Origin of the sequence: Paracoccus sp. UBA5162 (assembly GCF_002413585.1) — a bacterium.
Classification (GTDB): domain Bacteria; phylum Pseudomonadota; class Alphaproteobacteria; order Rhodobacterales; family Rhodobacteraceae; genus Paracoccus.
The window spans coordinates 20,959-33,825 of record NZ_DHXG01000018.1; the positions used below are offsets into that span (position 1 = coordinate 20,959).

The 12,867-nt window shown below is 68.9% G+C and carries 12 protein-coding genes; 9 read left to right on the forward strand and 3 right to left on the reverse strand.

Annotated elements, in window-relative coordinates:
* Positions 1-5: 5 nt before the first annotated feature.
* The 3 genes from B4A72_RS02140 to ureG are packed head-to-tail and all read left to right on the forward strand — an operon-like array spanning position 6 to position 1,751.
* Positions 6-506, forward strand: coding sequence for an urease accessory protein UreE (locus B4A72_RS02140; RefSeq protein WP_292951864.1), 501 nt, complete (start codon positions 6-8; stop codon positions 504-506).
* A complete protein-coding gene (locus tag B4A72_RS02145) occupies positions 430-1,131 on the forward strand; it encodes an urease accessory protein UreF (RefSeq protein WP_292951862.1) in 702 nt (233 codons plus the stop codon). Before B4A72_RS02140 ends, B4A72_RS02145 begins: the two co-directional genes overlap by 77 nt.
* Positions 1,128-1,751 carry an urease accessory protein UreG gene (gene ureG / locus B4A72_RS02150; RefSeq protein ID WP_292951859.1) on the forward strand — a complete coding sequence of 208 codons (624 nt, stop codon included), beginning with the start codon at positions 1,128-1,130 and terminating at the stop codon, positions 1,749-1,751. Before B4A72_RS02145 ends, ureG begins: the two co-directional genes overlap by 4 nt.
* A 63-nt stretch (positions 1,752-1,814) precedes the next feature.
* Here the strand turns inward: ureG and B4A72_RS02155 are convergent, their stop codons facing one another.
* Positions 1,815-2,264, reverse strand: coding sequence for a DNA polymerase III subunit chi (locus B4A72_RS02155; RefSeq protein ID WP_292951856.1), 450 nt, complete (start codon positions 2,262-2,264; stop codon positions 1,815-1,817).
* 119 nt (positions 2,265-2,383) lie between these two features.
* Positions 2,384-3,985 carry a leucyl aminopeptidase gene (locus B4A72_RS02160; protein WP_292951853.1) on the reverse strand — a complete coding sequence of 534 codons (1,602 nt, stop codon included), beginning with the start codon at positions 3,983-3,985 and terminating at the stop codon, positions 2,384-2,386.
* A gap of 117 nt (positions 3,986-4,102) precedes the next feature.
* On the opposite strand from B4A72_RS02160, the gene lptF reads away from it, so the two are divergent.
* The 6 genes from lptF (at position 4,103) to rsmA (ending at position 11,913) form a co-directional block, all read left to right on the forward strand.
* Positions 4,103-5,242: an LPS export ABC transporter permease LptF gene (gene lptF, locus B4A72_RS02165; RefSeq protein WP_292951850.1), complete on the forward strand. Its 1,140-nt coding sequence runs from the start codon at positions 4,103-4,105 to the stop codon at positions 5,240-5,242.
* On the forward strand, positions 5,239-6,348 hold the full coding sequence (gene lptG / locus B4A72_RS02170; RefSeq protein WP_292978030.1) for an LPS export ABC transporter permease LptG: 1,110 nt from the start codon (positions 5,239-5,241) through the stop codon (positions 6,346-6,348). Before lptF ends, lptG begins: the two co-directional genes overlap by 4 nt.
* On the forward strand, positions 6,345-8,726 hold the full coding sequence (locus B4A72_RS02175; RefSeq protein ID WP_292951844.1) for an LPS-assembly protein LptD: 2,382 nt from the start codon (positions 6,345-6,347) through the stop codon (positions 8,724-8,726). Before lptG ends, B4A72_RS02175 begins: the two co-directional genes overlap by 4 nt.
* A 32-nt stretch (positions 8,727-8,758) precedes the next feature.
* Positions 8,759-10,030, forward strand: coding sequence for a peptidylprolyl isomerase (locus tag B4A72_RS02180; RefSeq protein WP_292978031.1), 1,272 nt, complete (start codon positions 8,759-8,761; stop codon positions 10,028-10,030).
* 4 nt (positions 10,031-10,034) lie between these two features.
* Positions 10,035-11,000, forward strand: coding sequence for a 4-hydroxythreonine-4-phosphate dehydrogenase PdxA (pdxA, locus tag B4A72_RS02185; protein ID WP_292978032.1), 966 nt, complete (start codon positions 10,035-10,037; stop codon positions 10,998-11,000).
* 64 nt (positions 11,001-11,064) lie between these two features.
* A complete protein-coding gene (gene rsmA / locus B4A72_RS02190) occupies positions 11,065-11,913 on the forward strand; it encodes a 16S rRNA (adenine(1518)-N(6)/adenine(1519)-N(6))-dimethyltransferase RsmA (protein WP_292978033.1) in 849 nt (282 codons plus the stop codon).
* 156 nt (positions 11,914-12,069) lie between these two features.
* Here rsmA and B4A72_RS02195 read toward each other — a convergent pair whose 3' ends face one another.
* The gene (locus tag B4A72_RS02195; RefSeq protein WP_292951832.1) at positions 12,070-12,867 is read right to left on the reverse strand and encodes a DUF4167 domain-containing protein; all 798 of its coding nucleotides are present in this window, start codon (positions 12,865-12,867) and stop codon (positions 12,070-12,072) included.

The following is a 12,867-nucleotide window of genomic DNA, read 5'->3' on the forward strand; positions in this document are numbered from 1 at the left end:
CCGCCATGACCCATGCCCACAAGATCATCCGCCAAGCCGAGGGTCCCTTTGCCGGGCAGGTGGAACTGGATTACGAAGGCCGGCTTTTGCGTCGCAGGCGGCTGGTCTGCGATGCGGGCGATTTCATGGTCGATCTGGCCGAGGTGACCAGCCTCGATGATCGGGATGCGTTCGATCTGTCCGACGGGCGCCGCATCCTCGTGCGCGCCGCGCCAGAGCCGGTGCTGTTGATCCGGGGCGACCTGCCACGCCTGGCCTGGCATATCGGCAACCGCCACACCCCCTGCCAAATCCAGCCCGATCGGCTGGTCATCCGCCAGGATCACGTGCTGGAGGCGATGCTGCGCCAGCTTGGCGCGAAGATCGAGAAAGCCTGTCTGGCCTTCAGCCCCGAAGGCGGCGCCTATGGCCATGGCCGCACCTTCGGCCATGATCACGGCCACGCCGCAGGCCCCGGCCACCACCACCATAACGACCAGCACGATCATGATCATCACCACGCCTGAAGCAGCCCGGCTGCGTCTGGCCCAATACCTGTCGCCCGCCTTTCCGGTGGGCGGCTTCGCCTGGTCGCAGGGACTGGAATGGGCGATTGATCAGGGCGCGGCGACGCGCGCCACGCTGCCCGGATGGCTGGGCGACTGGCTGGAACACGGGGCAGGTTGGACGGATGCGGTTCTGGTCGCGCTGTCGCTGCGCGCGGATGCCGACCACGACGCGCTTGACGATCTGGCGCGCGCGACCTGCCCAAGCGCGCAGCGGTTGGCCGAGACGGTAGAACAGGGCACGGCGTTTTCCGCCAACGCCTCGGCCCTGGGCCAGGCGCTGCCCGCCGCCGCCCTGCCCGTGGCCTTCGGACGCGCCTGCGCCGACATGCCGCTGCCGGACACGGAAAGCATCGCGGCCTACCTTCAGGCGCAGGCGGCGGCGCTGATCAGCACGGCGGTTCGGTTCATGCCGCTGGGCCCGGTCGAGGGCCAGGCGATGCTGGCCGCGCTGCAGCCGGCGATCCTGCGCGCGGCGCATCGCGCATCGACGGCCGGCGAAACCGAGCTTCACAGCGCGACATGGGGCGCCGATATCGCCGCCATGCGGCACGAGACCATGCAGACGAGGATTTTCCGATCATGACCCATCATGGCCCCCTTCGCGTCGGCATCGGCGGCCCCGTCGGCGCGGGAAAGACCACCCTGACCGAACAGCTCGCCCGCGCGCTGGCGCAACGCCTGTCGATGGCGGTCATCACCAACGACATCTATACGCGCGAGGATGCCGAGGCGCTGATGCGCGCGCAGGTGCTGCCGGCGGAACGGATCCGGGGCGTCGAGACCGGCGGCTGCCCGCATACCGCGATCCGCGAGGATGCCAGCATCAACCTGGCCGCCATCGCCGATCTGAACGCGGCCTTTCCCGATCTGGATCTGGTGCTGATCGAATCCGGCGGCGACAATCTGGCGGCGACCTTCAGCCCGGAACTGGCGGATCTGACGATCTATGTCATCGACACCGCCGCCGGGCAGGACATTCCGCGCAAGCGCGGCCCGGGCCTGGCGCGATCGGATCTGCTGGTGGTCAACAAGATCGACCTGGCGCCCCATGTCGGCGTCGATATTGCCCTGCTTGAACGCGATGCGCGGCAATCGCGTGCTTGCCGTCCGGTGATCATGGCTTCGCTGCGCCGGGCCGAGGGCGCCGATGCCATCGCCGATTTCCTGATCCATGAGGGCGGCCTGACGCCGAGGCCGGCATAGCAAGGGACGGCACCCCGGCATCGGATGATCGCCGCCGCGAATCACGCCGCGCGGATCCGCGGGTCAGCGTTTGCGTTCCCAGCGGCCGCTTTCCTCGGACCAGTATTCGGCGGTCACGCCGGCGCCGGTCAGCGCCTTCCACTGGTCGCGAGCGCGGGTCGTGGCGACGGCGTCCCCGCCATCGAAGATGATGCAGGCGCGTTGCAATGTCTGGACCTCCTGCACCGCGACCTCGACCCCCTCCAGCGCCATCAGGCACGAGCTTCGGTTGGTGGCGGGCTGTCCCGCGACGGTCAGCAGAACCGGCTGGCGTGCATCATGGGGGCCTCCGGCAAGACCGTGGGGCAGAAAACCGTCGCCCTGCCACAGATGGCGGTCCAGCTGGTCCATGCGCTCGGGGTCGGTGCCGCGCAATTCCACGCGCCAGCCCGCCGCCAGCGACTTGCCGATGAGAACCGGCAGCAGCGATTCGGCGGGCGAGCGGGTGAGATGATAGAACAGCGCGTTTCCCATCGCTCAGGATACCGGGTACCATCCGCTGTCGGATCGGCGCACGCCGCCGGGTCGGGCGCCGGCGCGAAGGCCCGGTTCCTTGTCGGCGGCGCATGTCCGGGCTGCCAGCCTCGCGCGTCTCATTCGGCCTCGAAGCGGTCGCGGATCAGCCGGTCCAGCGTCATCACCCCCCAGCCGGTCGCCCCTTTCGGTGCCAGATCGGTGGCCGAGGGCGGCAGGGCGACGCCGGCGATGTCGATATGCGCCCAGGGCTGGCCCTTGCGCACGAAGCGTTGCAGGAACTGCGCCGCCGTGATCGAGCCCGCCGCGCGGCCGCCCGTATTCTTCATGTCGGCCAGACGCGACTTGATCAGATCGTCATAGGACTTGCCCAGCGGCAGGCGCCACGCGCCCTCGCCCTCGGCCCGCGCGGCAGCCAGAATGTTGCCGGCCAGATCGTCGTCGTTGCTGAACACGCCCGCATTGTCATGGCCAAGCGCGATGATCACCGCGCCGGTCAGCGTCGCCAGATCGACGATGGCGGCGGGCTGGAACCGGGTCTGCGCATACCAAAGGACGTCGGCCAGAACCAGACGGCCCTCGGCGTCGGTGTTGACGACCTCGATCGTATCGCCCTTCATCGAACGGATGATGTCGCCCGGTCGCTGGGCCGCGCCGTCGGGCATGTTCTCGACCAGACCGACGAGGCCGACGACATTGGCCCTGGCCCGGCGCAGGGCCAGCGTGCGCATCACGCCCGCCACGACCCCCGCGCCGCCCATGTCCATGGTCATCTCTTCCATGCCGGCCGACGGCTTGATCGAGATGCCGCCGGAATCGAACACCACGCCCTTGCCGCACAGGGCCAGCGGCGCCGCATCCCTGTCGCCGCCATTCCAGCGAAGAACCACCACCTGCGAGGGCGAGGCGCTTCCCTGCCCCACCGCCAGCAGCGCGCGCATCCCAAGTTCGGCCAGCTTGTCCTCGTCCAGCACTTCGACGTCGAGGCCGATCTCTTCCATCGCCTTGAGGCGGTCGGCGAAATCCGTGGTGGTCAGAACGTTGGCCGGTTCGCTGACCAGATCGCGGGTGAAGAACACACCCTCGGCCACGGCGGCGCCGTCCTTCGCCGACTTGGCCAGCGCCTCGGGGTTCTTGGCCATGAAGGTCACGCGGGCCTTGGCCGAAACGGGCGTCTCGCCGTCGTCGCCGGTCGCCTCTCCCGGCGTCTGGGCATCCGACAGCCGCGCATCGCCGGCCGCACCCTGACGAGACAGGCTTTGCGGCGGCGTCTCGCTGTTCTCGGCGGCAGCGGAATCGCCGCTTTCGGAACCGGTCCGGTAGACCGAAAAGTCATAGCCGCGCAGTGCCAGGCCCAGGGCGATCTCGGCGGCCTGCCTGTGCGCCCCCGCCAGGACCAGGGTATGGGTCCGGCCCAGTTTCGCACCGATGGCGGCGCCGGCCCTTCGGGCTTCGGCGGCCGAGGCGCGGGCCGGCAGCGAAACCAGTTGCAGCGCCTCGGCGGCCATGCCCGCGGGGAAGGCCAGTTCCAGCGCCCCGCCCGGCTTCAGCGCCTTGCCGGCCTTAGAATCCAGCGCCCGCCGCGCGGCGGCCCGCGCCGACCGCGGCAGGCCCCTTGGCAGATTCCCGCCGGGCGCGACGATCAGCGCAACCCGGCCCTCATGCGTGGCCAGCGTGCCGGGCGCGGTTTCGGTAAAGGCGATTTCGACGGGCTGGGTCATGCGGGCCTCCTGGCGATCTGTTCGCATCGGACCCTAGTCCTGCTTCCGGCTCTTGGCCAGAGCCGCGCCAGCCGGTAAGCAGGGCCCGACACCGCAGCCGAAAGCCCGCCCGCCCCGATGCCCCGGATCGACCGCTATATCCTCAGCCAGTTGCTGACGCTGTTCGGCTTTTTCGCCCTGGTGCTGGTTTCGGTCTATTGGGTCAATCGCGCGGTCAACCTGTTCGATCAGCTTCTGAACGATGGCCAGACCGCCCTTGTCGTGCTGGAATTCACCGCGCTGACCCTGCCTCTGGTCATCTCGATCGTGCTGCCGGTGGCGGCTTTCGCGGCGGCGGCCTATGGCACCAACCGCATGTCGGGCGAGTCCGAGATGGTGGCGATGCAGGCGGCGGGCCTGTCGCCCTGGCGGCTGGCGCGTCCGGTCCTGATCTTCGGCGTCTTCGTCGGCCTGATGGTGGCGGTGCTGGTTCATGGTCTCGTGCCCGCGGCGCGGGCGCGGCTGGCCGAGCGGCAGGCCGAACTGGCCGAGAATGTCACCGGCCAATTCCTGCGTCCGGGGATCTTTCAGTATCCGGCCGACGGGGTGACGCTGTTCATCCGCGACATTGCCAGCGACGGCCGCCTGCTGGACCTGTTCATCGAGGATGCGCGCGATCCCGCCGACCAGAAGATCTATACCTCGGAGGAGGCGCTGGTCGTCAGGGCCACGACCGGGCCTGTGCTGGTGCTGCTGTCGGGCATGGTCCAGAACCTGCAGGTCCGGGACCAGAACCGGCGGCTGTCGCTGACGCGCTTTGACGAATTTCGCTATGACATCGGCAGCCTTTTCCAGAACCGCGCCCGCAGCGGTCGCGATCTGCGCGACTACGGCACCTGGCGGCTGCTGAACCCCGATGCGGCGCTGTTGCAGGCGACCGGGGCCAGCGCCGCCGAATCGCTGCGCGAGGCGCATGAACGGATCGCCAAGCCGTTGCTGTCGCCGGTCGCGGCGATGATCGGCTTTGCCACGCTGCTGATCGGCGGATATTCGCGATTCGGGGTCTGGCGGCAGGTCTTCTGGGCGATCCTGTGCCTGATCGCGGTTCAGTTCCTGGGCAATGCCGCGGCCGATCAGGCCGGGCGCGACCCGCGGCTCTGGCCGGTTCTGTATGTGCCCGCCCTGGCCGGGGCGGCGATCTCGGTCGCGCTGTTGTGGCTGGCGGCGCGACCCCGGCGATTACGTGGGCCCGCACGCGCGGCGGGGGCGGCGCCATGATCCTTGCGCGCTATGTCGCCCGGCGTTTTCTGCGCGGGCTTCTGCTGATCGCGGGTGCGTTCCTGCTGATCCTGCTGCTGATCGACATGATCGAGATGATCCGCCGCTTTTCCGGGCGCGATATCGGGCTGGGCGGAGCCTTCCGGCTGGCGGCGCTGAACATTGCCTCGTCCTTCTATTCGATCCTGCCGCTGATCACGGTTCTGGCCGGGATCGCGCTGTTTCTGGGGCTTGCGCGGTCATCGGAGATGGTCGCGATCCGGGCTTCGGGAAGGTCCGGGATCAAGGTCGTGACCGCGCCTGCAGTGACGGCCGGGCTGGTCGGCGCGCTGGCGGTGGGCCTGCTGAACCCCATGGTTGCGGCGACCGGGGCCAGATTCGACCGGGCCGTGGCCGAGATCGAGCGCGACGGCAGTCAGACGGTTTCACTGGGCGACAGCGCAGTCTGGCTGCGGCAGGCGCTGATCAGCGACGGCAAGGAGGCCGGGCAGATCGTCATCCGCGCCAGACGCGCCAGTCCCGATGCGACCACGCTCTACGATGCCACCTTCCTCGTCTTCGGCGCGGGCAGCGGCCCGGACCGGCGGATCGAGGCGGCCGAGGCGCAGCTGGTGCCGGGCGAATGGCGTTTGCGCGACGCGCGAGATTATCCGCTGGACCAGCCCAACCCCGAGGCTTCGGCCCGAACGGACGAAACCCTGTCTCTGGCCTCGGACCTGACCGCGCAGCGGATTCGCGACGGGTTCGGCCGCCCCGAGGCGGTTCCGGTCTGGCAATTGCCGGGCTTCATCGCCGGGCTGGAGCGGGCCGGATTCTCGGCCGCGCGACACAAGGTCTGGTTCCAGATGGAACTGGCCCGCCCCTTCGTGATGGCGGCGATGGTGCTGATCGCGGCCGCCTTTACCATGCGCCACGTTCGCGGGCGCAATACGGGCGTTGCGGTGCTGATCGCCTTCGGGGCCGGGATCGGGCTGTTCTTTCTGCGCAATCTGGCGCAGATTCTGGGTGACAACGGACAGGTGCCGCCGATCATGGCGGGCTGGGCGCCGCCGCTGGTCGGTGCGCTGCTGGCCCTGGGCGTGATCCTGGCGCGGGAGGATGGATGATCGGCGCACGCGGAAAAGGACTTTCGATCACGGCCGGGATCGCGGCTGCATTGCTGCCGGGCGCGATTTGGGCCCAGATGACGACCGGCGGCGCGGGCGAGGTTTCGGGCGCGGGCGGCGCGCCGCTGTCGACGCTAAGCGCGCAGCAACCCGCCCTTGCGCCCCTGGCCACGCCGCTGAGCGATCGGATGGTGCTTGGCGATCGCACCCCCGAACAGCCGCCGCTGCAATCGGTGGCCCCCGATACGACCGGCGATTCCCTTGGTCAGCCGTTCACACCCAGCAGCGCCACGGCAGACGCGGCGACGGTGCTGGCCGACAGGATGATCCTGCAGGCCGACAATACCCTGATCGCGTCGGGTGGCGTGGTGGTCTGGTATCAGGATGCGCGCCTCGTTGCCTCGCGCATCATCGTGAACGGCGACAGCGGCGATCTGACCATCGAGGGCCCGATCCACCTGTCGCGCCCGGGCGTCACCGATCCCGGGCGTGACGCGATCGTGATCGCCGATTCCGCGCAGCTTGACCGCAAGTTGCAGGACGGGATCATCCGCGGCGCGCGGCTGATCATCGCCCGCGAATTGCAACTGGCGGCACGCCAGGCCACCCGCAGCGGCGAGGGGCGATTCACCAGGCTGGACCGCGTTGTCGCCTCGGCCTGTCTGGTCAGCCCCCAGAATCCCACCCCGTTGTGGGAAATCCGCGCCCGTTCGATCACGCATGACGCCCAGACCAGGCTGATCACCTTCGAGAACCCGCAGCTTCGCGCCTTCGGCATCCCCATTGCCGCAACGCCTTTCACGATCACAGCGCCTGACCCGACGGTCGATCGGAAATCGGGCTTTCTACGGCCCGAAATCCGCACGACCTCGAATCTGGGTTTCGGGGTGAAAATCCCCTATTTCCAGACCCTCGGCGATCAGGCGGATCTGACCATCACGCCCTATGTTTCGGCCAATCGCACGCGGACGCTGGAATTGCGCTATCGTCAGGCATTCGCACGTGGCGTAACCGAATGGAACGGCGCGATCAGCCGAGACGACATCATGCCGGGCAAGACGCGCGGCTATGTTTTCGGCAATGCAGCCTTCGATCTGCCGCGCGGCTACCGGCTGGGCATCCAGGTCCAGGCGGCCTCCGATCGCGGCTATCTGCTGGATTACGGCATTACCGATGCCGACCGGCTGTGGAGCGGCATCTCGCTGGAGCGGATCACCCGCGAAAAGCTGTTCTTCGGCCGCGTCGGGAACTACGAATCACTGCGCGACGATGAAAACAACGCCACCTCGCCCGCGCAGGTCGCCGATGTGATCTGGCAGCGCCGCTTCGTCCCGGATCTGATCGGTGGCCAGGGACTGATGGAATGGTCCGCCCATGCCCATCGTCGGCCGTCGGATGCCGATCAGGTCGGGCGGGACGTGGCGCGCGGCTCGGTCGGGCTGGATTGGCGGCGGCAGGAAATCCTGCCGGGCGGTCTTGTCGGCGCGGCCATCGCGGGGCTGGACGCCGATCTCTACCGGATCGCGCAGGACAGCCGATATGACGATGTCGAGACCCGCGTCGACCCCCGGATCGGCGTCGAACTGCGCTGGCCGCTGATCGGCGGCAGCGGCGGCGCGACCCATCTGGTCGAACCTGTCGCCCAATTGCTGTGGAGCCCGCCCGGCAGCGACAAGGAGATCCCGAACGAAGACAGTCGCCTGATCGAGTTCGACGAAGGCAACCTTTTCTCGGACAACCGCTTTCCCGGTTATGATGCCCGCGAGACAGGACTCAGGGCCAATCTGGGACTCAGCTGGACCCGGATCGATCCGACCGGCTGGTCGCTGGGCCTGACCGCCGGCCGCGTGCTGCGCAACCGTCCCGATCGGGCCTTCGCGCCCGATTCGCCGCTGGCCGGGCGGCGGTCGGACTGGTTGCTGGCCGCGAATTACGACAGCGGCAACGGGCTGGCGATCGCCAACCGGGCCCTGTTCGACGACGATTTCAACATTTCGCGCAACGAATTGCGGCTTGGCCTGCTGCGGCCGGATTTGCAGGTTTCGGCCGGACATCTGTGGATCGACAGCGACGCCGCCGAGGGCCGGGACAGCGATATCAGCGAATTGACGGGCAATGTCGGCTGGCAGGTCAGGCGCGGCTGGTGGGCCAACGCGGAAACCCGCTACGACTTCGTGGCCGACCGGGCGCAAAGCGCGTCGCTGGATCTGGCCTATCGCAACGAGTGCCTGACGATGGAAATGGGTGTCTCGCGGCGCTTCACCGCCTCGGACAGCGTGCGCCCCGAAACCAGCTTCGACCTGTCGGTGCGGCTGGGCGGGTTCGGACGCAGCGATGACGCGTCGGGCACGGTGGCGCGACGCACATGCATGCGCTAGTGTCGCGCCAAAGACAGATTTGGGGGCAGCAGATGCGGCACATCCTTTCCGGCCTGGCCATCGCGGCGGTGATGGCTTTCGGCGCAGCGGCGCCCGCGGCCGCGCAAAATCCGTTCGAGCCGGTGATCTACGTCAACAACAAGGCCGTAACCCGCTACGAAGTCGGCCAGCGCCAGCGTTTCATGCAGATCCTGGGCGCGCCGGCCGTCGATGCCAAAGCGGCCGAGGACGCGCTGGTCCAGGACCGGCTGCGGATGTATGCGGCCCAGCAACTGGGCATCGAGGTGACCGAGGAAGGCCTGCAGAACGGGCTCGAGGAATTCGCCAGCCGCGCCGGTCTCAGCGCCGCCGAATTCACCGTGGCGCTGGAACGCGCCGGAGTCGAGCAGCAGGCCTATCGCGATTTCGTCAAGGCGGGCGTCGCCTGGCGGGCGGTCATCCGCCAGCGTCTGCTGCCCCGGATCAAGGTCAGCGACGCCGAACTGGATCAGGAACTGAAGCGCGTGGTCGAAACGCCGGTCGTCAATCGTGTGCTGCTGTCGGAACTGGTCATCCCGGCGCCCCCGGGCCAGGAACAGCAGGCGATGGCGCGGGCCAGCCAGATCGCCGGCTCGAACCCGTCCGAAGCGCAGTTCGCCGCCGCCGCGCGGCAATATTCGGCTGCCGGATCGGCGGCGCAGGGCGGACGCCTGAACTGGGTCGCGCTGGACAATCTGCCACCCAGCCTGCGCCCGATCGTGACCGCGCTGCAACCGGGACAGGTCAGCCGGCCGCTGACGGTGCAGGGCGCCGTGGTGCTGTTCCTGCTGCGCGACACGCAGGGCACGCTGCGCCCCGGCGCGCGTGAACAGGTGTTGAACTACATGACGCTGCGGATGAATTCGGCCAGCGAGGCGGCGACGCTGGCGGCCCGGACCCGGTCCTGCGACGATCTCTACGTCCAGGCGGGGCCGCAGGCCGGTGCGCAAATTGCCAGGCAGACCGCTTCGCAGAACCGGATTCCCACGCTGATCGCGACGCGGCTCGCCTCTCTCGACCCGGACGAGGCAGCGGTGGTGAGCTACGGCGGCGCGGCCGATCTGGTCATGCTGTGTTCGCGCCAGCCCGCGCTTCTGGCAGACACCGGACCCGATGTGCCGGTCACCGCGCGACCCGCCGACGGGGTCGAGAACGCGGTCCCGACCCTCGGCGGCCTGCCCAGCCGCGAAACCCTGCGCGAGGATCTTTTCAACCGCAAGGCCAACGAGGCCGCCGAGGCCTATCTGGCGGAACTCCGCGCCGATGCGGTGATCCGGCGGCCCTGAGACGATGCCGGGGCGGATCATCCTGACCTGTGGCGAACCTGCCGGGATCGGCCCGGAACTGGCGCCGCTGGCTCTGGCTTCAGGCGTCGATTTCGCCTGGATGGGCGATCCGCGCCATCTGCCCGACGGCACCGCATGGACCCAGATCGCCGCCCCCTCCGACACGGTGCCCGATGGCCATCTGCCGGTGCTGCGCCACGATTTCCCCGCCCTCGCCCGACCCGGCCGCCCCGATCCGGCCAATGCGGCCGGCGTGATCGCGGTGATCGCGCAGGCCGTGGCCCTGGTCATGCGCGGCGAGGCGGCGGGGCTCACCACCCTGCCGATCAGCAAACAGGCGCTGAGGGATGGCGCGGGCTTTGCCTTTCCCGGCCATACCGAATATCTGGCCGATCTGGCGGGCGGCATGCCGGTGGCGATGATGTTGGCCTCGACGACGGTGGCGCCGCCCTGCCGTGTCGTGCCCGCGACGATCCACATCCCCCTGGAACAGGTGCCCGAGGCGCTGACCGATGCGGCGCTGGAACAGGCGATCCGCATCACCCACGCCGCGATGATTCGCGATTTCGGCATCCCCGCGCCGCGGCTCGCGGTCGCCGGGCTCAACCCTCATGCCGGCGAGGGCGGTGCGATGGGCCGCCAGGAAAGTCAGCGCATCCTGCCGCTGCTGGACCGGCTTCGCGCCGAGGGGCTGGACCTGACCGGCCCGCTGCCCGCCGACACGATGTTCCACGCTCCGGCCCGCGCCCGCTGGGACGCGGCGATCTGCGCCTATCACGATCAGGCGCTGATTCCGATCAAGACGCTGGATTTCGCGGGCGGCGTGAATGTCACACTGGGCCTGCCCTTCGTCCGCACCTCGCCCGATCACGGCACCGCCTTCGACATCGCCGGCACCGGCCGCGCCGATCCGGCCTCGACCATCGCGGCCCTGAAGATGGCCCGCGACATGGCGGCCGCCCGCGAATGAGGCTTCTTCGTTGTCCCAATACCCTGCGGGGGTCCGGGGGTGCAAAACCCCCGGCCGCGCCGGCATGAGCGGCATCGACGATCTGCCGCCCCTGCGGCAGGTGATCGCGCGCCACGATCTGCGGGCCAGGAAGCAGTTGGGCCAGAACTTCCTTCTGGATCTGAATCTGACCGCGAAGATCGCCCGTCAGGCGGGGGACATCAGCCAATGCGATGTGCTGGAAATCGGCCCCGGCCCCGGCGGCCTGACGCGCGGATTGCTGGCCGAGGGCGCGCGTCATGTCCTGGCCATCGAAAAGGATGCTCGTGCCCTGCCCGCTCTGGCCCAGATCGCCGGGGCCTATCCGGGGCGGCTGACGGTGCTGCACGGCGACGCGCTGGAGATCGACCCGCTGGCGCTTCTGACACCGCCGATCCGCATCGCCGCGAACCTGCCCTATAACGTCGGCACCGAATTGCTGATCCGCTGGCTGACCCCGCCCGAATGGCCGCCCTTCTGGCAATCGCTGACGCTGATGTTCCAGAAAGAGGTGGCCCAACGGATCGTCGCCCGACCCGGCAGCAAGGCCTATGGCCGCCTCGCGCTGCTGGCACAGTGGCGGGCCGATGCGCAGATCGTGATGACGCTGCCGCCCGAGGCCTTCGTGCCCGCCCCCAAGGTTCATTCCGCCGTGGTCCAGCTGACCGCGCTGCCGCAGCCGCGCTTCCCGGCCGATCCCGCGATCCTGTCGCAGGTGACGGCCGCCGCCTTCAACCAGCGCCGCAAGATGCTGCGCGCCGCCTTGCGCGGACTTCACCCCGCCATCGAAGGGCTGCTGGAACGGGCGGATATCGCCCCCACCGCTAGGGCCGAGGAAATCGACCTCGACCATTTCTGCGCGCTGGCCCGCCTGTTGGCCGAAACCCGCGGCTAGAATCGAGCCATCCCTGCCGTCGACCCAAGGTCTATTCGCGCAATCCGGTCACGGCCGGCGCTGCGCCGTCGAGCCACACTCGAGGATCCGCCGACCTGCCGATCCAGCCGCCCCGGTGGGCCGCAGCGCCGCGCGCGGACGGGCTCCGGGTGTGGATCAGGACTGGTTTTCCTCGGGTGCCGCATTCTGGCCGCCCTGGGGAACCGCGACGCCTTCGTCCGGCTCGGCGGCGGGCTTGCGGCGACTGCGCGTCGCGGGTGCGCGGGCGGTGCCGCGCGGTGCCCGCGACCGGGCCGGCTTTGCAGCGCCGGCCTCGGGCGTCTCGACCGGTCCGGTCTTGTCGTCTTCGCCGGCACCCACGGCATCGGGCAGGCCATCGCCGGATTCAGGCGGCGCGGCTCGGCGGTTACGACCGGGCGATTTACGCGTGACCGATTCCACCGAAGTTTCGGTCGTGGCAGGGGCATCGGCGCGCCGATCCGGGACCGATTCGCTCTCTGACTGCGCGTGATCGCGCGGGGGGTGGCCGTCGCGCTGATTCTGATCGCGGTCCCTGCCGGCATGATCGCGGCCATTCTGCTGCGGCGTCACTTCGCCGCGACCGGAATCGCGATTCTGCGCATCGCGACCCTGCTCGTCATCGCCGCCCTGGCGGTTCTGCTGATGATGCGGATTGTTCTGCTGGTGCTGATTCTGGCGCTCGGCCATCTCGCGCTGCGCCTCGCCCAGCATCCGCGTGTAGTGTTCGGCATGTTGCAGAAAGCTCTGCTCGGCCACGCGGTCGTTGGACAGCTGGGCATCGCGCGCCAGTGTCAGATATTTCTCGATGATCTGCTGGGGCGTGCCACGCACCTTGCCCTCGGGACCCGAGCTGTCAAAGACGCGGTTTACGATATTGCCCAGCGAACGCTGGCGGTTCGACTTGTTGCGCGAACGGGATTTCGATGATCTCAT